This window comes from Pseudomonas sp. REP124, from assembly GCF_020164475.1.
In the GTDB taxonomy this organism is placed as follows: domain Bacteria; phylum Pseudomonadota; class Gammaproteobacteria; order Pseudomonadales; family Pseudomonadaceae; genus Aquipseudomonas.
In genome coordinates, this window is sequence record NZ_JAIQWX010000017.1 from 22,153 (window position 1) to 42,321 (window position 20,169).

Annotated in this window: 17 protein-coding genes; 9 read left to right on the top strand and 8 right to left on the bottom strand. The window is 60.7% G+C overall.

Translation table 11 applies throughout. The annotated features are described in order from the left end of the window. Positions 1 to 27 precede the first annotated feature (27 nt). The 3 genes from K9857_RS06570 (at position 28) to K9857_RS06580 (ending at position 2,597) form a co-directional block, all read left to right on the top strand. A complete protein-coding gene (locus K9857_RS06570; RefSeq protein WP_175377415.1) occupies positions 28 to 957 on the top strand; it encodes a LysR family transcriptional regulator in 930 nt (309 codons plus the stop codon). 196 nt (positions 958 to 1,153) lie between these two features. Continuing rightward, on the top strand, positions 1,154 to 1,555 hold the full coding sequence (locus tag K9857_RS06575) for a MerR family transcriptional regulator (RefSeq protein ID WP_224534082.1): 402 nt from the start codon (positions 1,154 to 1,156) through the stop codon (positions 1,553 to 1,555). 142 nt (positions 1,556 to 1,697) lie between these two features. Then, entirely contained in the window at positions 1,698 to 2,597 is a 900-nt protein-coding gene (locus K9857_RS06580; protein WP_224534083.1) for a hydroxymethylglutaryl-CoA lyase, read from the top strand. A 709-nt stretch (positions 2,598 to 3,306) separates the two neighbouring features. Here K9857_RS06580 and K9857_RS06585 read toward each other — a convergent pair. Continuing rightward, positions 3,307 to 5,004: an AMP-binding protein gene (locus K9857_RS06585; RefSeq protein WP_224534084.1), complete on the bottom strand. Its 1,698-nt coding sequence runs from the start codon at positions 5,002 to 5,004 to the stop codon at positions 3,307 to 3,309. Positions 5,005 to 5,296: 292 nt separating this feature from the next. On the opposite strand from K9857_RS06585, the gene K9857_RS06590 reads away from it, so the two are divergent. The 4 genes from K9857_RS06590 (at position 5,297) to K9857_RS06605 (ending at position 10,979) form a co-directional block, all read left to right on the top strand. Continuing rightward, the gene (locus tag K9857_RS06590; RefSeq protein WP_224534085.1) at positions 5,297 to 6,460 is read left to right on the top strand and encodes an isovaleryl-CoA dehydrogenase; all 1,164 of its coding nucleotides are present in this window, start codon (positions 5,297 to 5,299) and stop codon (positions 6,458 to 6,460) included. A 12-nt stretch (positions 6,461 to 6,472) separates the two neighbouring features. After that, positions 6,473 to 8,080: a carboxyl transferase domain-containing protein gene (locus K9857_RS06595; RefSeq protein WP_224534086.1), complete on the top strand. Its 1,608-nt coding sequence runs from the start codon at positions 6,473 to 6,475 to the stop codon at positions 8,078 to 8,080. 128 nt (positions 8,081 to 8,208) lie between these two features. Next, a complete protein-coding gene (locus K9857_RS06600; protein ID WP_224534087.1) occupies positions 8,209 to 9,024 on the top strand; it encodes a gamma-carboxygeranoyl-CoA hydratase in 816 nt (271 codons plus the stop codon). After that, positions 9,024 to 10,979 carry an acetyl/propionyl/methylcrotonyl-CoA carboxylase subunit alpha gene (locus K9857_RS06605; RefSeq protein WP_224534088.1) on the top strand — a complete coding sequence of 652 codons (1,956 nt, stop codon included), beginning with the start codon at positions 9,024 to 9,026 and terminating at the stop codon, positions 10,977 to 10,979. Before K9857_RS06600 ends, K9857_RS06605 begins: the two co-directional genes overlap by 1 nt. Before the next feature lie 39 nt (positions 10,980 to 11,018). Here K9857_RS06605 and K9857_RS06610 read toward each other — a convergent pair whose 3' ends face one another. Further along, positions 11,019 to 11,654 (bottom strand): LexA family protein, encoded by a 636-nt coding sequence (locus tag K9857_RS06610; RefSeq protein ID WP_224534089.1) that lies wholly within the window; start codon positions 11,652 to 11,654, stop codon positions 11,019 to 11,021. A 129-nt stretch (positions 11,655 to 11,783) separates the two neighbouring features. On the opposite strand from K9857_RS06610, the gene K9857_RS06615 reads away from it, so the two are divergent. After that, positions 11,784 to 12,125 carry a DUF6124 family protein gene (locus K9857_RS06615; protein ID WP_224534090.1) on the top strand — a complete coding sequence of 114 codons (342 nt, stop codon included), beginning with the start codon at positions 11,784 to 11,786 and terminating at the stop codon, positions 12,123 to 12,125. Between the two features lie 417 nt (positions 12,126 to 12,542). On the opposite strand, the gene K9857_RS06620 is transcribed toward K9857_RS06615, so the two are convergent. From K9857_RS06620 to K9857_RS06640, 5 genes are read right to left on the bottom strand one after another with little or no spacing between them, the layout of a single operon-like run. Then, entirely contained in the window at positions 12,543 to 14,153 is a 1,611-nt protein-coding gene (locus K9857_RS06620) for a gamma-glutamyltransferase family protein (protein ID WP_224534091.1), read from the bottom strand. 31 nt (positions 14,154 to 14,184) lie between these two features. Continuing rightward, entirely contained in the window at positions 14,185 to 14,964 is a 780-nt protein-coding gene (locus K9857_RS06625) for an amino acid ABC transporter ATP-binding protein (protein ID WP_224534092.1), read from the bottom strand. Between the two features lies 1 nt (position 14,965). Further along, positions 14,966 to 15,733: an amino acid ABC transporter permease gene (locus K9857_RS06630; RefSeq protein ID WP_224534093.1), complete on the bottom strand. Its 768-nt coding sequence runs from the start codon at positions 15,731 to 15,733 to the stop codon at positions 14,966 to 14,968. 11 nt (positions 15,734 to 15,744) lie between these two features. Next, positions 15,745 to 16,551: an ABC transporter substrate-binding protein gene (locus K9857_RS06635; protein ID WP_224534094.1), complete on the bottom strand. Its 807-nt coding sequence runs from the start codon at positions 16,549 to 16,551 to the stop codon at positions 15,745 to 15,747. 46 nt (positions 16,552 to 16,597) lie between these two features. Further along, complete coding sequence (locus K9857_RS06640; RefSeq protein WP_224534095.1) at positions 16,598 to 17,281, bottom strand: GntR family transcriptional regulator; 684 nt, start codon at positions 17,279 to 17,281, stop codon at positions 16,598 to 16,600. 358 nt (positions 17,282 to 17,639) lie between these two features. Here K9857_RS06640 and K9857_RS06645 point away from each other — a divergent pair, with 358 nt between their 5' ends. Beyond that, positions 17,640 to 18,782, top strand: a complete 1,143-nt coding sequence (locus tag K9857_RS06645; RefSeq protein WP_224534096.1) for a M14-type cytosolic carboxypeptidase — start codon at positions 17,640 to 17,642, stop codon at positions 18,780 to 18,782. A gap of 49 nt (positions 18,783 to 18,831) precedes the next feature. Here the strand turns inward: K9857_RS06645 and K9857_RS06650 are convergent, their stop codons facing one another. Beyond that, a complete protein-coding gene (locus K9857_RS06650) occupies positions 18,832 to 19,992 on the bottom strand; it encodes a zinc-dependent metalloprotease (protein WP_224534097.1) in 1,161 nt (386 codons plus the stop codon). Positions 19,993 to 20,169: the final 177 nt, after the last annotated feature.

Genomic DNA, 20,169 nt, shown 5'->3' on the forward strand with positions numbered 1-20,169 from the left:
TAACACCTTATAAAAAGAGTGCAGCGCATGAATCTGAGCAAGGTCGACCTCAACCTTTTCATCGTCTTCGACGCGATCTACACCGAAGCCAACCTGACTCGCGCCGGGCAGATCGTCGGCATTACCCAGCCCGCGGTGTCCAATGCCCTGGCCCGCCTGCGCGAGACCTTCAACGATCCGCTGTTCGTGCGTACCGCCCAAGGCATGGTGCCCACGCCCATGGCGCAGAACATCATCGGCCCGGTGCGCAACGCGCTCTCGCTGCTGCGCGTCTCGGTGCAGGAAAGCCGCATCTTCAATCCACAGCAGGCGGTCAAGACCTACCGCATCAGCATGACCGACCTCACCGAAGCGGTGATCCTGCCGCCGCTGTTCCAGCGCCTGCGCCGCCTGGCGCCTACGGTGATCATCGAAAGCTTTTTGTCCAAACGCCGCGAAACCACCAAGGAACTGGCCGCCGGGCGCCTGGATTTTGCCGTGGACGCGCCGCTCAACACCGACCCGCAAGTGCGCCACGTCAAGTTGATGGAGGACCGTTACGTCTGCGCCATGCGCAAGGGGCACCCGCTGGCGGGCAAGGAAAAGCTCACGCTCGATGAGTATCTGGGGCTGACTCACATCCATATTTCCAGTCGCCGCAGCGGCCTGGGTTATGTCGACCTGGCGCTGGGCAAGATGGGCATCCAGCGCAAGATCGCCCTGCGCTCCCAGCATTACCTGATGGCCTCGCAAGTGATGCAGCAGACCGACATGGTCATGACTGTGCCGGAGCGTTTCGCCCGCCGTAACGATTTGCACGCGTTCAATTTGCCGGTCAACGATGTACCGCCGGTCGAAACCCACCTTTACTGGCACGAAAGTACCGACCAGGACCCAGCCAACCGCTGGATGCGCGAGCAGATGATCGAGTTGTGCCAGCAGGTGACGGCGCATGAGAAAAAACTCGAGAGCGCGTAGGTCGCAGCAGCGCGTCGCCTTCTTCGCGGGCAAGCCTCGCTCCTACAGAGATACCGGTCGTCCGCAATTTTTTGCGAACCTGTAGGAGCGAGGCTTGCCCGCGAAGAGGCCCGTAAAGACACCAGTAAACCCTCCCCCTTGACGTATACGTCAACCTGCCTTTAGCTTAGTGCCATGACCTTTCGTGAGCGCTTCCATGAGCAGCCAGACCTACAGCATTTCCGACCTTGCCCGCGAGCTCGACATCACCACCCGGGCCATTCGCTTTTATGAAGAACAAGGCCTGCTCACCCCCGAGCGCCGGGGTCAGGAGCGTATCTATTCGCCCCGGGACAAGGTGAGCCTGAAACTGATCCTGCGGGGCAAGCGCATCGGCTTTTCCCTGGCCGAATGCCGAGAACTGATCGAGCTCTATGACCCCTCCAGCGGTAACACCAAGCAATTGCACAGCATGCTGGCGAAAATCAGTGAACGCCGGGCGCAGCTGGAACAGCAACTGCTGGACATCGAACAGATGAAACTGGAACTCGACACCGCCGAAGAACGCTGCGTGCAGGCGCTGGAGCAAACCCTCAAGAGCCAGCAGGCCGTCCAGTAACCACCCTCCCCTGTAGGAGCGAGCACGCTCGCGATGGTCGTCAACGATGACGCTGGCTACCTGAAAGCCCGCGGTGCCTGAGCTTCCATCGCGAGCATGCTCGCTCCTACAGGTTATGGTTCAACTACACAGGTCCAATCCCATGTCCCTACCCTCCCACGTACGCCTTGTCGAAGTCGGCCCACGCGATGGTCTGCAAAACGAAGCCCAACCCATCAGCGTCGCCGACAAGGTGCAACTGGTCGATGCGCTCACGGCTGCGGGCCTGGGCTATATAGAGGTCGGCAGTTTCGTGTCCCCCAAATGGGTGCCGCAGATGGCCGGTTCCGCCGATGTCTTCGCGCAGATCCAGCGCAAGCCCGGCGTGACCTACGGTGCGCTCGCCCCCAACCTGCGCGGTTTTGAAGATGCCATCGCCTCGGGGGTCAAGGAGGTCGCGGTGTTCGCCGCCGCGTCCGAAGCCTTCTCCCAACGCAACATCAATTGCTCGATCAGCGAAAGCCTGGAGCGTTTCGTGCCGATCATGGACGCAGCAAGGCAACACGGTGTGACGGTGCGCGGTTACGTGTCCTGCGTGCTGGGCTGCCCTTATGAAGGCGACGTGGCCCCCGAGCAGGTGGCCCGGGTCGCCCGCGAACTCTATGCCATGGGCTGCTACGAGGTGTCCCTGGGCGACACCATCGGCACCGGCACCGCTGGCGCCACACGCAAAATGTTCGACGTGGTTTCGGCCGAAGTACCGCGCGAGAAACTCGCCGGGCACTTCCACGACACCTACGGCCAGGCCATGGCCAACATCTACGCCAGCTTGCTGGAAGGCATCTCGGTGTTCGACAGCTCCATCGCCGGCCTCGGCGGTTGCCCATACGCCAAGGGCGCCAGCGGCAACGTCGCCACAGAGGACGTGGTGTACCTGCTCAACGGCCTGGGCATCCAGACCGGCATCGACCTGGACGCACTGATCAAGGCCGGTCAGCAGATCAGCGCCGTGCTGGGTCGCCCGACCGGTTCCCGCGTGGCCAAGGCCCGTAGCGCACTGTGAGGGCAACGACCCGCGCGTGTGTTACCGCGACATCAAAAACGTGGGGAAAATCGAGTAACACGGAAACAAATTGTCGGGGTTTGCCTGAGGGAAAAATCCTACAGAATATTAAGTCGTTGATTTTAAAGGATTTTTAAAAGTTGGCACGGCTTCTGCTATCTCTATGGCATAACAAGAATAAAAAATGCGACACCACTAATAAAAACAAGACGTAACGACTCTGACATAACAAAAACAACACGGCAGAGACGCAGCTAACAGATTTTTTTGGAGAAGATGTGCTTTTCAGGGTGCTTTTCGGAGTTACCCGCAACCGGGCAGAGAACAATAAAACTACCCTCAGGTAGCTCCCGAATCGGTTGGATCGCTTGGCGAGAAAGTAGATCAGCGCTCAAAAAAATACGTTTGCTCTTGATCCCGGATGGGGATCGCCAAAAACAGCGGTAAAGGGCAACGGTTGCCAATAACAAAAACAGACCGCCCCTCAATAATAAAAAAGAGCACGCGCAACGAAAATTAAAGGGGAGCTTCGGCTCCCCTTTGTGCTGTCTGCGATTCAGGTTTTTCCCTACACCCCCTCTTGGACTGTGGGAGCGAGCCTGCTCGCGATGGTCGTCAACGATGACGCCTGCATTCCGGGTGAACGCGGCGTCCTCAAGTCCATCGCGAGCAGGCTCGCTCCCACAAAAGCCACCTCAGGAAGCAGTGGTCAGGCCTGCTTGCCGCGCAACTCCTCGACACTGATCTCCCGCATGCGGAATTTCTGGATCTTGCCAGTCACGGTCATCGGGAACTCATCCACGAATTTGAAGTAGCGCGGTGTCTTGAAGTGCGCGATGCGCTCCTTGCACCAGGTCTGCAGATCCTGCTCGGTGGCGCTGTGGCCGGGGTGGAACTTGATCCAGGCGACGATCTCCTCGCCGTAACGCGAGCACGGAATGCCGATCACCTGTACATCGGCCACCGCCGGGTGGGTGAAGAAGAACTCCTCAAGCTCGCGCGGATAAATGTTTTCGCCGCCACGGATGATCATGTCCTTGTTACGGCCAGCAATGCACACATAGCCCTCGTCGTTCATGCTCGCCAGGTCGCCGGTGTGCATCCAGCCGGCCTGGTCGATTGCTTCGGCGGTGCCTTGCGGGTTGCTCCAGTATCCGAGCATCACGCTGTAACCGCGGGTGCACAACTCGCCGATGGTGCCGCGCGGTACCGGGTTGCCCGCCTCGTCGATGATCTTGCTTTCAAGTTGCGGCTGGGTGCGCCCGACGGTGGTAACACGCAACTCCAGTTCGTCCGACGGACCGGTCTGCAACGACACCGGACTGGTTTCGGTCATGCCGTAGGCGATCTGCACTTCGCTCATGTGCATTTCATTGATGACCCGGCGCATCACTTCGATCGGACAGGTCGCGCCGGCCATGATTCCGGTGCGCAGGCTCGACAGGTCGAACTCGGCGCGCTGCGGCTGATCAAGCATGGCGATGAACATGGTCGGCACGCCGTATAAGGCGGTGGCCTTTTCTTCGGCAACAGTGTTGAGGGTCAGCAGCGGATCGAAGGCATCGTTGGGGTAAATCATCGTGCTGCCGTGGGTGATGCAACCCAGATTGCCCATGACCATGCCGAAGCAGTGATACAGCGGCACCGGGATCACCAGCCGGTCGGCGGCGGTCAGGCCGAGGCTTTCGCCGACCATGTAACCGTTGTTGAGAATGTTGTAGTGACTGAGGGTCGCGCCCTTGGGGAAACCGGTAGTGCCGGAGGTGTACTGAATGTTCACCGCCTGATCGAAATGCAGGCTGTCCTGGCGCTCGCGCAGTTGCTCGACCGACACACTGCCGGCCAGATCGGTCAGTTGCGACCAGGGCAGGAAACCGACTGGTGGTTGCGCATCCAGGCTGACCACGCCGCGCAGCTCAGGCAGGCGTTCGCTGTGCAATTGGCCGATGGCGTGCTCGGCCAGCTCAGGCGCCAGGCCCTGCAACATCGCGTGATAATTGGAGGTCTTGAACGCCCCGGCGCACACTAGCCACTTGCAACCCGATTGCTTGAGCACATACTCAAGTTCCGAGCTGCGATAGGCCGGGTTGATGTTGACCAGAATCACGCCGATTTTCGCGCTGGCAATCTGGCTGATGCACCACTGCGCGCAGTTCGGCGCCCAGATCCCCAGCCGGTCGCCGGTCTGCATGCCCAGCGCCAGCATCGCCCTGGCGTGCAGGTCCACCTCCTGTGCCAGTTGCCGCCAGGTGTAGCGCAACTGCTGATGGCGCACGACCAGCGCCTCGCCGTCCGGGTACTGCACAACAGTGTTGTCGAACGCCTGACCGATAGTCATCGCCAGCAAGGCTTTATCCTGGGAACCACGGGTGTAGCTGCGCTGCGGGTTTGCACTGGGTTGATCCATGACGACCCCTATTGTCTTTATTTGCGGGTTGCCGACACACACTTGTGGGAGCGAGCCTGCTCGCGAAACCTCTTACATCCAACCCCGATAGCGACGGGGAAAAAGATTTCGTGCCCAGGATTTCTCCTACAGGTTTGGTCTGCTTTTCTATCTTGAACTGACCCTACTGTCGCTCAAGTTGACGTTAACGTAAAGGGTGATTGACAGCCATTCGTCACAGGCTTACGTTAACGTAAAGGTGAGAGCTGAATCGCTGCCCTCCCCACCCGACAAAAAAGCCAAAAGGTGACCCATGAACTACCCGACCCTGAATTTTGCCCTCGGTGAAACCATCGACATGCTGCGCGATCAGGTTAAGTCCTTCGTCTCCAAAGAGATCGCCCCGCGCGCTGCTCAGATCGACAGTGACAACCTGTTCCCCGCGGATCTGTGGCGCAAATTCGGCGACATGGGCCTGTTGGGCATAACCGTACCGGAAGAGTACGGCGGCGCCGGCCTGGGTTACCTGGCCCACGTGGTGGCGATGGAAGAAATCAGCCGTGGTTCGGCTTCGGTGGCGCTGTCCTACGGCGCCCACTCCAACCTCTGCGTCAATCAGATCAACCGCAACGGCACCCACGAGCAGAAACTCAAGTACCTGCCGAAGCTGATCAGCGGCGAGCACATCGGCGCCCTGGCCATGAGCGAACCGAATGCCGGCTCCGACGTGGTGTCGATGAAACTGCGCGCCGACAAGCGCGGCGACCACTACGTTCTGAACGGCAGCAAGACCTGGATCACCAACGGTCCGGACGCCAACACCTACGTGATCTACGCCAAGACCGATCTGGAAAAGGGCCCGCACGGCATCACCGCCTTCATTGTAGAGCGCGACTGGAAAGGTTTCAGCCGCAGCAACAAGTTCGACAAGCTGGGCATGCGCGGTTCGAACACCTGCGAGCTGTTCTTCGATGACGTCGAAGTGCCGGAAGAAAACATCCTCGGCGTACTCAACGGCGGCGTGAAGGTGCTGATGAGCGGCCTCGATTACGAGCGCGTGGTGCTCTCCGGCGGCCCGACCGGGATCATGCAGGCCTGCATGGACCTGATCGTCCCGTACATCCACGACCGCAAGCAGTTCGGCCAGAGCATCGGCGAATTCCAGCTGATCCAGGGCAAGGTCGCCGACATGTACACCCAGCTCAACGCCAGCCGCGCTTATCTGTATGCCGTGGCCCAGGCCTGCGAGCGTGGCGAAACCACCCGCAAGGATGCCGCCGGCGTGATCCTCTACAGCGCCGAACGCGCTACGCAAATGGCGCTGGACGCGATCCAGATCCTGGGCGGCAACGGCTACATCAACGAATTCCCGGCCGGTCGTCTGCTGCGTGACGCCAAGCTGTACGAAATCGGCGCCGGCACCAGTGAGATCCGTCGCATGCTGATCGGTCGCGAACTGTTCAACGAAACCCGCTAAACGGAGCTGCCCATGGCTATCCTGCATACCCAGCTCAACCCCCGTTCAGCGGAGTTCGCCGCCAACAGCGCGGCCATGCTCAAACAGGTCGACGCCCTGCACACCCTGCTCGCCCAGGTACAGCAAGGCGGCGGTCCGAAAGCGCAAGAACGCCACACCTCGCGGGGCAAGTTGCTGCCGCGCGAGCGCATCAACCGCCTGCTCGATCCGGGTTCGCCGTTTCTTGAGATCAGCCAGCTGGCGGCCTACGAAGTGTATGGCGAAGACGTTCCCGCCGCGGGCGTGATTGCCGGGATCGGCCGTGTGGAAGGCATCGAATGCATGATCGTGGCCAACGATGCCACGGTGAAAGGCGGTTCCTACTACCCGCTGACCGTGAAAAAACACCTGCGCGCCCAAACCATCGCCCAGCAGAACCGCCTGCCGTGCATCTATCTGGTGGATTCCGGCGGCGCCAACCTGCCGCGCCAGGATGAAGTGTTTCCCGACCGCGAGCACTTTGGCCGGATCTTCTTCAACCAGGCCAACATGAGCGCCATGGGCATTCCGCAGATCGCCGTGGTGATGGGCTCCTGCACCGCCGGTGGCGCGTACGTACCGGCGATGGCCGACGAAGCGATCATGGTCCGCGAGCAGGCGACGATTTTCCTCGCCGGCCCGCCGCTGGTGAAAGCCGCCACCGGTGAAGTGGTCAGCGCCGAAGACCTGGGTGGTGCCGATGTGCACTGCAAGATCTCCGGTGTCGCCGACCATTACGCCGAGAGCGACGAACACGCCCTGGCCCTGGCACGCCGCAGCGTTGCCAACCTCAACTGGCAGAAACTCGGCGAAGTGCAGCAGCGCGCGCCCATCGCCCCGCTCTACAGCAGCGACGAGTTGTACGGCGTGGTGCCGGCCGATGCCAAGCAGCCCTTCGACGTGCGTGAAGTGATTGCGCGGCTGGTGGATGGCTCGGTATTCGACGAGTTCAAGGCATTGTTCGGAACGACGCTGGTGTGCGGTTTCGCCTACCTGCACGGCTACCCGATCGCGATCCTCGCCAACAACGGCATCCTGTTCGCCGAAGCCGCGCAGAAAGGCGCGCACTTCATCGAACTGGCCTGCCAGCGCGGCATCCCGCTGCTGTTCCTGCAGAACATCACCGGCTTCATGGTCGGCCAGAAATACGAGGCCGGCGGCATCGCCAAGCACGGCGCGAAACTGGTGACCGCCGTGGCCTGCGCCAAGGTGCCGAAGTTCACCGTGATCATCGGCGGCAGCTTCGGCGCCGGTAACTACGGCATGTGCGGTCGGGCCTACGATCCGCGTTTCCTGTGGATGTGGCCGAACGCGCGCATCGGTGTGATGGGCGCCGAACAGGCTGCCGGCGTGCTGGTACAGGTCAAGCGCGAGCAGGCCGAGCGCAGCGGCCAGGGTTTCAGCGCCGAGCAGGAAGCCGAGATCAAGCAACCGATCCTCGACCAGTACGAAGAACAGGGCCACCCCTACTACTCCAGCGCTCGCCTGTGGGACGACGGCGTCATCGACCCGGCACAGACCCGCGATGTCCTGGGCCTGGCCTTGTCGGCGTCGCTGAACGCGCCAATCGAACCGAGCCGCTTCGGCGTGTTCCGGATGTGATCCTACCCCCTGTAGGAGCGAGCACGCTCGCGATGGACTCGAGAACACCGCGGGGCATCAGGTTTACAGCGTAATCGTTAACGACCATCGCGAGCATGCTCGCTCCTACAGTTAAAAGAGTGGAACTCATGAGCGACTTCAACACCCTCGAACTGCTGACCGACCCCAGGGGTTTCGCAACCCTGTGGCTCAGCCGCGAAGAAAAGAACAACGCGTTCAACGCCCAAATGATTCGCGAACTCATCCTGGCCCTCGATAAGGTCTCCAGCGATCCGAGCCTGCGTTTCCTGCTGGTGCGCGGTCGCGGCAAGCACTTCAGTGCCGGCGCGGACCTGGCCTGGATGCAGCAATCGGCCGAACTCGATTACCAGACCAACCTCGACGACGCCCGGGAACTGGCAGAGTTGATGTACAACCTGGCCAAGCTGAAGATCCCGACCCTGGCCGTGGTGCAAGGCGCGGCCTTCGGCGGCGCGCTGGGCCTGATCAGTTGCTGCGACATGGCCATCGGTACCGACGACGCGCAATTCTGCCTGTCGGAAGTGCGCATCGGCCTGGCCCCGGCAGTGATCAGCCCGTTCGTGGTGCAAGCCATGGGCGAGCGTGCCACCCGCCGCTACGCCTTGACCGCCGAACGCTTCAGCGGCCAACGGGCACAGGAACTGGGCCTGCTCTCGGAAAGCTATCCATCGGCAGAACTTGAGCAGAAGCTCGAGCAGTGGATCGACAACCTGCTGCTCAACAGCCCGGCAGCCATGCGTGTCAGCAAGGACCTGCTGCGCGAAGTCGGCGACGGCTCGCTGCTCCCGGCCCTGCGCCGCTACACCGAAAACGCCATCGCCCGCATTCGCGTCAGCCCAGAAGGCCAGGAAGGTCTGCGGGCCTTCCTGCAAAAACGTGCGCCAAGCTGGCAAGCCGACAAAACCACCAAGGAGTCGCGTTGATGAGCGCCCCCGTCCTCACTACCCTGCTGGTGGCCAACCGCGGCGAGATCGCCTGCCGCGTGATGCGTACCGCCAAGTCCCTGGGCTTGACCACAGTGGCCGTGCACAGTGCCACCGACCGTGATGCACGCCACAGCCGCGAAGCCGATATCCGTGTCGACCTCGGTGGCAGCAAGGCCGCCGACAGCTACTTGCAGATCGACAAATTGATCGCTGCCGCCAAGGCCAGCGGCGCCCAGGCGATCCACCCCGGTTACGGCTTTCTCTCGGAAAACGCAGGCTTCGCCCGCGCCATCGAAGCCGCCGGGCTGATTTTCCTCGGCCCGCCCGCCTCGGCCATCGACGCCATGGGCAGCAAATCCGCCGCCAAGGCCCTGATGGAAACCGCCGGCGTGCCGCTGGTGCCGGGTTACCACGGCGAAGCCCAGGACCTCGACACCTTCCGCGACGCCTGCGAACGCATCGGCTATCCGGTGCTGCTCAAGGCCACGGCCGGTGGCGGCGGCAAGGGCATGAAAGTGGTCGAGGACGTCAGCCAGTTGGCCGAAGCCCTGGCCTCGGCTCAGCGTGAAGCCCAGTCGTCATTCGGCGATTCGCGAATGCTGGTGGAAAAGTACCTGCTCAAGCCGCGTCACGTGGAAATCCAGGTGTTCGCCGATCAGCACGGCAACTGCCTGTACCTCAACGAACGCGACTGCTCGATTCAGCGTCGGCACCAGAAAGTCGTCGAAGAGGCCCCCGCTCCCGGCCTGAGCCCGGAACTGCGCCGGGCCATGGGCGAAGCCGCCGTGCGTTCGGCCCAGGCCATCGGTTACGTCGGTGCCGGCACCGTGGAGTTTCTGCTGGACGCCCGTGGCGAGTTCTTCTTCATGGAGATGAACACCCGTCTGCAGGTCGAGCACCCGGTCACCGAAGCCATCACCGGCCTCGACCTGGTGGCCTGGCAGATCCGCGTCGCTCGCGGCGAACCGCTGCCGATGACCCAGGATCAGGTGCCGCTGGTCGGCCATGCAATCGAAGTGCGGCTGTACGCCGAAGATCCGGGCAATGACTTCCTGCCGGCCACCGGGCGCCTGGAGTTGTATCGCGAATCCGCACCCGGCGCCGGTCGGCGGGTGGACAGCGGTGTCGAGGAAGGCGACGAGATTTCGCCGTTCTACGACCCGATGCTCGGCAAGCTGATTGCCTGGGGCGAGGACCGCGAACAGGCACGCCTGCGCCTGCTGAGCATGCTCGACGAGTTCGCGATTGGTGGGCTGAAGACCAACATCAACTTCCTGCGCCGGATCATCGCCCACCCGGCGTTCGCCGCCGCCGAACTGGACACCGGCTTCATCCCGCGCTTCCAGGATCAGTTGCTGCCGGCCCCTGCGGGCCTGAGCGACGAGTTCTGGCAGGCCGCCGCCCAGGCTTTTGCCCAGAGCCAGCACAACGCGCCACGCAGCGACGACCAGAGTTCGCCATGGGCGATCGGCAACGGTTTCCGTTCCGGCCTTCCTGCGGAAATCACCCTGCACCTGAGCTGCGAAGGCCAGGACCGCGCCTTGACCCTGGGCGCGCCAAACGCCCACGGCGGGCAGCTCAGGGGCGAGCAGTTGCTGACCGAGCACCAGGGTGTGCGCCGCCAGCATCGGGCGATTCGTCGCGGCGAGGTGGTGTACCTGCAATGGGACGGTGAACTGCGCCGCATCGAGTCCTACGACCCGATCAGCGCCGTTGAAGCCAGCCACAGCCATCAAGGCGGGCTGACCGCGCCCATGAACGGCAGCATCGTGCGGGTGTTGGTGGAGGCCGGGCAAACGGTCGAAGCCGGCGCGCAACTGGTGGTGCTCGAAGCGATGAAGATGGAACACAGCATTCGCGCGCCCCACGCCGGAGTTATCAAGGCGCTGTATTGCCAGGAAGGCGAGATGGTCAGCGAAGGCAGCGCGCTGGTCGAATTCGAAGAGGCGTAAAACGAAGAACGGTCCTGCGCCATGCGAGGACCGTTCGGGTCAGAACTTGATTGTTGCCTGAACCACCACACCGATGATTCGACACTCGTCGGTGAACAGGGCTTTGGGATAGGTCGGGTTGAGCGGGACCAGGTAACGCTGCCCGCCCTCTTCGATCAGCTTGCGAAAAATCGCCTCGCTGCTGGTCGGCCACTGGGCGATGACCAGTTTTCCGGGCTCGGCGGCGACGTCCGGGTCCACCAGAATCGACATCCCCTCCGAGATGCTCAAACCGCTGGGCGCGGTCATGGCATCCCCCGACACCGTCAACCAGAACGCCGCGCCCCGGGCGTAATAATCGGTCAGTTCAAAACGGTATTTCGCCGGTTCGTCTTCACAGATTCCGGTTTCCTGCCAGTCGCTGACCGGGTAGCGGAAGTACGGGTTGTACTTTTGCGCCATGGGCATTTCGTCGTCGGGCGTGTCGAGGCGTTCGCGAAGCACCATCGCCACTTCGAGAAAGTCCATGCCCAAGGCTTTCAACACCTTGTTCATGTCCTCGATGCTCGGCTCGCGACGTTTGTTGAGCCAGTGGCCGATGCCGCCCTGGGACATTTCCACGCGATCGCCCAGCTCTTCCTGGGTGATTTTGATCTCACCCATCTTGTCTTTGACCAACTCAATCCATTTATCCATGTGCGGCACCATAAGGGGTCGGCTCCTGCCAGCAAAACACAAAATGTAGTATTTCAAATATGGTCACAAATACAGATCGTACTAATATCCGTTCACGGATCTGAATCTATCACGGAGCTTGCCCTAACCATGACCCAACCCAGCGACGATTTACCCGATATCCAGATTGATACTTCCCTGACCTCTCCCCAAGGCTGCGCCGCGGCCCAGCGTGCACTGGACTACTACCTGAAACCGGCCGCAGCGGAAGAGGCAGGCGAAGTGCGGTTTTTTGATGTGAACAAAAATGTCAGTGGCGAAGAGGCGCTGGTGCATGCCACGGACCTTTTACGCTGTGCAGGTGCCACGGCCTACGAAGCCGCAAAGCAATTGCAGGGCTCGAGTCGGGACCTAGCGCTTTCGGTGGTGCACATGATCGACATGGCCAGAGCCATGGTGGATCGGGCGCTGGAGAGGCATCAGAGCGTTTGAGGCGAAGGGATAAAAACAGAGGGCGGGAAAAAATTTTCCAATAGCGCAAACAAACCGCTTGACCTGCAAACGAGAATGATTATTATTGCACCAACTGATCGCGAGATCAGTCGATGGGCCAAGGGACCTTAGGTCGGACTCTTGGACTATCTCCTCATCAGGCTAATCACGGTTTTTGACCCGGCTTTTTGCCGGGTCTTTTTTTTGCCAGTTTCTGGCTTATGGCTTCAGGCTAATGAAGTCTTTGGGTGCCGCAAATTCGATGGCGCGGATCATATCAAAAGTTTTCCGGATGGCAAGACGGGCCCCTGAAGACGCAGGCAAAGTAATGGCAAATAGCACTTGAGAATCAATTGCATACACTCTAAGCTGCCTCCGCGTCAGGGACGACGCCCCCCCCTCCCGGTTCACCGCACTTCAATACACCGCAATATGCGAATCCGCCCGCGGCTCCGTCCCGCCACACAGCACCCCACTCTCTGGATCACGCAAGATAATCTGCCCGCGCCCATAACCGGTCAGATCGCACACCACCTCAACCCCATGTCCACGCCGCGCCAGCGCCGCCGCCACATCCCGTGACGCGTTCTGCTCGATACCCACCTTCAACCCACCCAGCCATTGCCAGCGCGGCGCATCCAGGGCCGCTTGCGGGTTGAGGCCGAAATCCACCAGGTTCATCACCATCTGCACGTGCCCTTGGGGCTGCATGTAACCGCCCATCACGCCAAACGGTCCCATCGCCACACCGTTCTTGCTGAGGAATCCCGGAATGATGGTGTGGAAGGTCTTCTTGCCCGGCGCCAGGCAGTTGGAATGTGCAGGATCCAGGCTGAATTCCTCACCCCGGTTCTGGAGGGCGATACCGCTGTCGGGCAGGACTACGCCCGAACCGAAGCCGTGATAGTTGCTCTGGATGTACGACACCATGTTGCCTTCATCATCGGCAGTGGCCAGGTAGACGGTGCCGCTGGCATGGGGATCGCCCGGCTGCGGCGCCACGGCCTGCTCGCCGATCTGCGAGCGACGATGGGCGGCATAGTGATCGCTCAGCAAGTCTTCGACGGCGACCCGCATGTGCTCCGGATCGGTGATGTAGTGCAAACCGTCGCTGTAGGCGAGTTTCATGGCCTCGAGTTGGCGGTGCCAGGTCTGCTGGCTGTCACGATGATCGAAGTCGAAACCCTCGAGGATCTTCAACGTCATCAACGCCACCAGTCCCTGGCCGCTCGGTGGGATCTCCCAGACATCCACGCCACGGTAGTTGACCTTGATCGGTTCGACCCACTGCGCGCGGTAATCCTGCAAATCGCTGCCGCGCAGATAGCCTCCGGTGGCTCGCGAGTGGGCATCCAGCCGCTGCGCCAAGGCGCCACGATAGAAGCTTTCGCAACCGGTAGCAGCCAGTTCGCTCAGGGTTCGCGCCTGGGCCGGATTGCGGAACAGCTCGCCGGCACGGGGCGCGCGGCCGTCGATCAGGAACGTCTCGAACCAGCTTTCGAGCACTTCATCGCGATCCTTGCTGAAATTCTCCAGCGCGGTTTGCCACTGCAGGGCAACCACCGGTGAAACGGGAAAACCGTCTCGCGCCAGGCTGATCGCCGGTTGCAGCAGGTCGGCAAAAGGCAGTCGGCCAAAACGCGACGACAGCTCCGCCCAGGCCGATGGACAGCCTGGCACGGTCACCGGCGTCCAGCCATGCAAGGGCATTTTTTCATGACCGGCAGCCTTGACCGCTTCGATACTCAAGGCTTGCGGCGCCGCGCCGTTGGCGTTCAAACCGTGCAGCTTGTTTTGTGTCCAGACCAGGGCAAAGGCGTCGCCGCCGATACCGCAACCGGTGGGCTCGACCACGGTCAGCGCCGCGGCCGTGGCGATGGCGGCGTCGATGGCATTGCCGCCGCGACGCATGATTTCGATCCCGGCTTCAGCGGCCAGCGGCTGCGAGGCCGCGACCATGCCGCGCTTGGCGAAGACACTTTGACGTTGTGAGGCGTAGGGGTACTCATGAGCAGAAAATTTGAACATGGCAGGACTCACACAAATCGGTTGAATGGGCTCACAACACGCGGCTCAAGAACGCCCGCGTACGGGCATGTTTTGGCTGGCTGAAAATCTGTTCAGGCGGGCCCTGCTCAATCAGTTCGCCCTGATCGAGCACCACGACCCGGTCGGCCACTTCCCGGGCAAAGCCCATTTCGTGGGTGACCACGACCATGGTCATGCCCTCCTCGGCCAGCTCCTTCATCACTTGCAGCACCTCGCCCACCGTCTCGGGATCGAGGGCACTGGTGGGCTCGTCGAACAGCATCGCCTGGGGTTTCATGGCCAGGGCCCGGGCGATGGCCACCCGCTGCTGCTGGCCACCGGACAACATCGACGGATAGTGATCGGCCTTCTCCGCCAGCCCCACGCGCTTGAGCAAGGCCCGCGCCTGTTCCAGCGCAGCCGCGCGAGGTACGCCCAGCACCTGGATGGGCGCTTCGATGATGTTTTCCAGGGCGGTCATGTGCGGGAACAGATTGAAACGCTGGAACACCATGCCGATGTCTCGGCGCTGCCTGGCGATGTTGCGCTCCGAGTCCCGGGCCAGACTGCCGTCGGCGCGGGTGCGATAACCCATCGGCTGACCGGCGACGCGGATCTGCCCGGACTGAATGTCTTCCAGCAGATTGATGCAGCGGATAAAGGTGGTCTTGCCGGAACCGGAGGCCCCGATCAGCACCACCACTTCACCGCGCCGCACTTGCAGGGAAATACCCTTGAGAATTTCCAGATCACCAAACGACTTGTGAATGTCCAGCGCTTCGATGACCAGTTCTTCACTCATGTGCGCCATCTCAACGCCCCCTCAACAGTTTCATGGTGTTGCGACCGAACATGCGATTGGCTGCTGGCGCCGGACGGTCGGACTGACCGAAGCGGGTTTCAAGCCAGCGCTGGAAGAAGCCCCAGAGGGTGGTCAAGGCGAGGAAGTAGATGGCCACCACCAGGTACAGTTCGAACACGCGGAAGGTCGCCGAAGTAACCATTTGCGTACTGAGCAGCAGTTCCTGAACCCCGATCACACTGACCAGCGTGGTGTTTTTCAACATCACGTTGAACTCGTTGCCCAGCGGCGGCACGATCACCCGGAAAGCCTGGGGCAGCACTATCCGCCGCATCAGCTTGGGAAAGGTCATGCCCAGGGAGCGCCCGGCTTCGTATTGGCCCTTGTCCACCGCACCGATGCCGGCGCGAATGATCTCGGCCATGTACGCGCCTTCGTTGAGGCCCAGGGCGATGATTGCCGCCTGGATATTGCCGGGCACGACGATCCAGCCCAGATCGATGTCTTCGAAGCGGAAAATCCCGCCCGCCGCCAGTGCCGTGTACAGAAACACGATCTGCACCAGCAGCGGCGTGCCGCGCATCAGCCAAACATAAAGGCGCACGGGGTATTGCAAGAACGGGTTACTCGACAGCTTCATCAAGGCCGCGATCAGCCCCAGCACGCAACCGAGCAACATCGCCGACACGCTGATAAGGCAGGTCAGCCACAGCCCTGTCAGATACACATCGCTGGGCTGCAGCAGGTACTGCCAGAACACATCCCAATTGAAATTCATGCGATTTGTCCTCAGTCCAGTTTGTCGCTGTCGACATGCCATTTACTGAGGAGCTCGGTGTAGCTGCCATCGGCGCGCATGCCCTGCAGGACCTCGGTCAGCGCGACCGTCAGCTGCGGATCGCTCTTGCGCACGCCAAAACCGGTGAGGATGCGGTTGAAGGCCGGCACCGCGGACTGGAACAGGTCCGGCGCCAGTTGCTGATAGTGGCCGGCGGACTCGACCGTGGTGCCGAAGGCGTCCACCTGATTGATGCGCAAGGCCTGGAAGGCATCGGCGTCGACGTTGTACACCACCAGTTTCATCGGCGCCTTGCCGGCGGCTTCGAGTTTTTCGTTTTCCTTGCCGAGCAGCAAACGGATGGTCGAACCGTTACTCACCGCGACTTTCAGGCCCGACAGGTCTTCCAGGGTGCTCACGCCTTTCGGATTGCCCTTGGGCACGACGATGGATTGGCTGGAGTACATGAAGTTGACGATATCGATCACTTCGCGGCGCTCAGGCTTGTCGAACAGCTGATCGACGATCATGTCGCACTGCTGCGCCAATAGCGCCGGGATCAGCCCGGCGAAGGGAGAAATGCGCCATTCCACCTTCTTGTCCCCCAGACGCTTGGCAATCGCCTCGCCCATGTCGACCTGAAGGCCCACCGGTTTCTGCTTGGCGTCGAACGACACCAGTGGCGGCGAATCCATGCCCGAGCAGTAGACGATTTTCTCGCTCTTGCTCAAACGCTCGGGCAACTCGGGGGCGGCGAGCGCCCATTGCGAACACAGACTCAGGGTGAACACGGCAACTAACGCGCAGGGCTTGTGCATGGTGCATGACTCCAGTTGGCTGGTTGTTCTTCTATTGATGGGCTTTCTACGGATGATCTTTCTGTTGATGAGCTTCTAGAAACTGAATGAGCCGCGGGATGGTGCCTTCGATGTGCTCGCACACTTCGGTGGCGGCTTTGTCCGCGTCGCCCGTGCGCAGGGCCTCGACAATCGATGCGTGCTCGTCCCGGGCGCTGCGGGGTTTATCGGCGTGCTGCAGCCACAGACGCATGTGCGGCTCGATCACCGAATACAGCGCCGAAATCTGCCGCATCAGGCGCGGGCGTTCGCTCAGGCTGCACAGGTATTCGTGGAAGGCGCGATGGCGGCTGACCCACTCGGCGCCGTCTTCGCGGTAGTCGTCCATCTCGTCGAGCAAGCGCTCCAGATGGCTGAAATGACGCTCGGTAAGTTTCGGTACGGCGACACGAATGGCCAGGCCTTCCAGGGCGCTGCGCATCTCGAACACTTCACGCATTTCCTCGACGTTCAGGCCGCGCACAATGGCGCCGCGGTTGGGCCGCAGTGTGACCAGGCCGTCGGCATCCAGACGCCGGAAGGCTTCGCGCACCGGCATGCGGCTCATGCCGATCTCCCCGGCGATATCCTCGGCGATCAGGCGCTCGCCGGTGCGGTAACGACCCTTGCAAATGGCCTCCAGCAGAAAGTTGTAGGCCTCTTCCTCGGCGGTCACCGGTTGGCGCTCGGTATAGGCAGGAGCGAATTTCATCAGATGCACCTTTTGTAGTTTTGTATCCAATTATCCATAAAGCCAAAAAAGCACTTTGCATGCCAGATTCCGTTCCTGGCGCGCAGGTGATTGATTGGGATGGATTAATCGATAAGCTGCGGCGAGCGGCAGCCTGAGTCCGGCGAGTTGAAATGCCCCATGCTGTAACCGTGGTTACACAAGCAGCGCCACAAAAAGGTGCGTGGGGTAACAGCACCGATGGCTATGCTGTGACGATGGACTTTGCGCCCGGTACGGGATTGGTCGCCGCAGATGAAACGTTTTTTCTTCGCTGCCAGCCCCCTGCCCTTGCGTGTAAAGTAGCCGCCATAAAAATTCAGATCAGGAAACTCCAACCGTGGCTAAATCCCTCGACATCACTGCCAACTTCGACAGTGGCAACATCCAGGTCATCGACCTCAGCGACCCGCTCAAACCACTGCTGGCAATCCGACCCGACACCAAGAGCAATCATTTCCAGTGGTTCCACTTCAAGGCCAGCGGCCTGCACGTCGGCCAGGAACACTGGTTTCGTCTGACCAATGCCAGCCAGTCTTCCTACAACAAGGCATGGGACGGCTATCAGGCGGTCGCCTCCTACGATCACGTCAACTGGTTCCGCGTGCCGACCATCTTTGAAGGCGATTGCCTGCGCTTCTGCCTGGAAGCCACGCAAACCCACGCTTGGTTCGCCTACTTCGAACCCTACAGCCGTGGTCGCCACGACTGGCTGATCGAGCAGGCGCTGACCAAGGCCGGTACCGAACTGCTGGCCACCGGCAAGAGCGTCGAAGGTCGTGACATTCAATTGCTGCGCAAAGGCACCGGCGCCGAAGGCCGGCGCAAGGTGTGGATCATCGCCCAGCAACACCCCGGCGAGCACATGGCCGAGTGGTTCATGGAAGGCATCATCGAGCGCCTGGAGCGCCACGACGATCCGGTGCTGGACAAGCTGCTGGCCAACGCCGACCTGTACCTGGTGCCGAACATGAACCCGGACGGTGCCTTCCACGGCCACCTGCGCACCAACGCCGCCGGCCAGGACCTCAACCGCGCCTGGCAGAACGCCAACCCGGAAATGAGCCCGGAAGTGTTTTTCGTCCAGCAGCAGATGGAAAAGTACGGCGTGGACCTGTTCATCGACGCCCACGGCGACGAGGAAATCCCCCACGTCTTCACCGCCGCCTGCGAAGGCAACCCGGGCTACACCCCGCGCATCGCCAAGCTCGAAGAAGACTTCCGCAGCCGCCTGAAGCACACCACCAAGGACTTCCAGACCAAGTACGGCTACACCCGCGACGAACCGGGCAAGGCCAACATGACCCTGGCCTGCAACGCCGTTGGCGAGAAGTTCGACTGCCTGTCCCTGACGCTGGAAATGCCGTTCAAGGACCACAACGATCACCCGAATCCGGTCACGGGTTGGTCGGGCAAGCGTTCGAAGCAGTTGGGCAAGGATGTGTTGACGGTTGTTGGCGAGATGGTTGATAGCCTGCGGTGATCGCTCTCTGATCGTTCCCATGCAGAGCATGGGAACGATCTGGCGAGGGCTATTTCGTCAGCGTATTTTCATAAGGCTTCGCATAAACAATATTGCTGGGCTCAGACTTCGAACCATCCCCAAAAACCGCGACCACGTAATAAGGCATCTTCGCGTTCGGCACGTTGTACAAAACAACATCCGGAGTCGTGCTCTCCCCAAGCTTTTTATATCCCTCCAACAACGGCTCCTTCCCCATCACCTCATATTTCACCGCTCGCGGTGACTGCAGCCACCGAAACCCGACCGTGCCAAACGAAGCCGAGGTAAAGGTAAAACTCTGAGGGACTTTGGGAGCGAAGTGCGCATAAGAAGACAGCCTTCCCGCACTTTCACGCCAGGCGCGGGCGGCGTCGGCTGTTACTGCACCTGCGTTATGACCAAGTTCATGGGCAAACAAAGTTGGACTGAACGGATTACCGATGGCCGTGCGTCCCGGCAGATAACCCTGCCCAGTTACGGGCTCGCCCTTGTAAGTAAACACTCCGTAGATAACATCCGGCTCGAAGTTGGCGATGCCTTCGGCAAAAATCACCGGCACTTGTTCCAGTGTTTCAACACTGATCGGGGAATCCAGCGCAACGACTTGCGTACCGACCAACCTCAAGGAAACGTCGGAAACCTGCAAGTTGCGCAACGACAAGTTAACGCTTTCGACCTGAGCCAGGGCATTGGCGCGAACATCGCCGCCTACCGCCGCCACGGCCGCTCGGGAGTAGCCGATCAGCACATCAATGACCTTGGGGCCTGCTTCATCCCGATCGGATACCACGACCTTTTCACCCGAGTTGGGGACTGCGTCTTCGACCTTGATCGCCAGGACGGGCTCAGGCTGAAAAGTTGCGACGCCCTTGTTATCAATCAACAGCAGCCCACTTGCCCCAGGCCTGTCGACCAAAGCCGTCAGACTTCCATCTGAAGAACGCACCGTCACCAGCGAACCCGTGGATTTATCCGGCAGCCGCACATTACCGCTTTCAACGGTGTAGCCATCCATAGTCTTCGAACTTGATCGTTCGAATACGCCAGGCTTGATCAAGTCTGCGTATAACTGCGCGGCGGATTGACCGGGATCTTTTTTCGGTGGTGGGATACAAGCGCACACCAACAACAGAATCAAAAGCGCGAAAACAACATGCCGTATGCAATACAAGCCTGCAGTGCTGAACATGTTTGATCTCCCGAAAAGACATATTCAATGCTTTTCGACTGGCCTTGTTCACGAGCCACAGCAGTCGTTGAACATTGAACGAGCTTTTTTCGGGAAGCGATACTGTCAAAGTTGACAGGTACAGAGGGTTACCTTCTTCCTGATCGTTCCCACGCAGAGCGTGGGAACGATCTGACG

What these genes read in the sequence shown, in the direction of transcription:
- K9857_RS06625 (WP_224534092.1), bottom strand. Translation starts at nt 14,964, where the DNA reads ATGGCGCACATGAGTGAAGAACTGGTCATCGAAGCGCTGGACATTCAC.
- K9857_RS06600 (WP_224534087.1), top strand. Translation starts at nt 8,209, where the DNA reads ATGAGCGACTTCAACACCCTCGAACTGCTGACCGACCCCAGGGGTTTC.
- K9857_RS06575 (WP_224534082.1), top strand. Translation starts at nt 1,154, where the DNA reads ATGAGCAGCCAGACCTACAGCATTTCCGACCTTGCCCGCGAGCTCGAC.
- K9857_RS06620 (WP_224534091.1), bottom strand. Translation starts at nt 14,153, where the DNA reads ATGTTCAAATTTTCTGCTCATGAGTACCCCTACGCCTCACAACGTCAA.
- K9857_RS06650 (WP_224534097.1), bottom strand. Translation starts at nt 19,992, where the DNA reads ATGTTCAGCACTGCAGGCTTGTATTGCATACGGCATGTTGTTTTCGCG.
- K9857_RS06615 (WP_224534090.1), top strand. Translation starts at nt 11,784, where the DNA reads ATGACCCAACCCAGCGACGATTTACCCGATATCCAGATTGATACTTCC.
- K9857_RS06590 (WP_224534085.1), top strand. Translation starts at nt 5,297, where the DNA reads ATGAACTACCCGACCCTGAATTTTGCCCTCGGTGAAACCATCGACATG.
- K9857_RS06630 (WP_224534093.1), bottom strand. Translation starts at nt 15,733, where the DNA reads ATGAATTTCAATTGGGATGTGTTCTGGCAGTACCTGCTGCAGCCCAGC.
- K9857_RS06580 (WP_224534083.1), top strand. Translation starts at nt 1,698, where the DNA reads ATGTCCCTACCCTCCCACGTACGCCTTGTCGAAGTCGGCCCACGCGAT.
- K9857_RS06585 (WP_224534084.1), bottom strand. Translation starts at nt 5,004, where the DNA reads ATGGATCAACCCAGTGCAAACCCGCAGCGCAGCTACACCCGTGGTTCC.
- K9857_RS06595 (WP_224534086.1), top strand. Translation starts at nt 6,473, where the DNA reads ATGGCTATCCTGCATACCCAGCTCAACCCCCGTTCAGCGGAGTTCGCC.
- K9857_RS06635 (WP_224534094.1), bottom strand. Translation starts at nt 16,551, where the DNA reads ATGCACAAGCCCTGCGCGTTAGTTGCCGTGTTCACCCTGAGTCTGTGT.
- K9857_RS06610 (WP_224534089.1), bottom strand. Translation starts at nt 11,654, where the DNA reads ATGGATAAATGGATTGAGTTGGTCAAAGACAAGATGGGTGAGATCAAA.
- K9857_RS06570 (WP_175377415.1), top strand. Translation starts at nt 28, where the DNA reads ATGAATCTGAGCAAGGTCGACCTCAACCTTTTCATCGTCTTCGACGCG.
- K9857_RS06605 (WP_224534088.1), top strand. Translation starts at nt 9,024, where the DNA reads ATGAGCGCCCCCGTCCTCACTACCCTGCTGGTGGCCAACCGCGGCGAG.
- K9857_RS06640 (WP_224534095.1), bottom strand. Translation starts at nt 17,281, where the DNA reads ATGAAATTCGCTCCTGCCTATACCGAGCGCCAACCGGTGACCGCCGAG.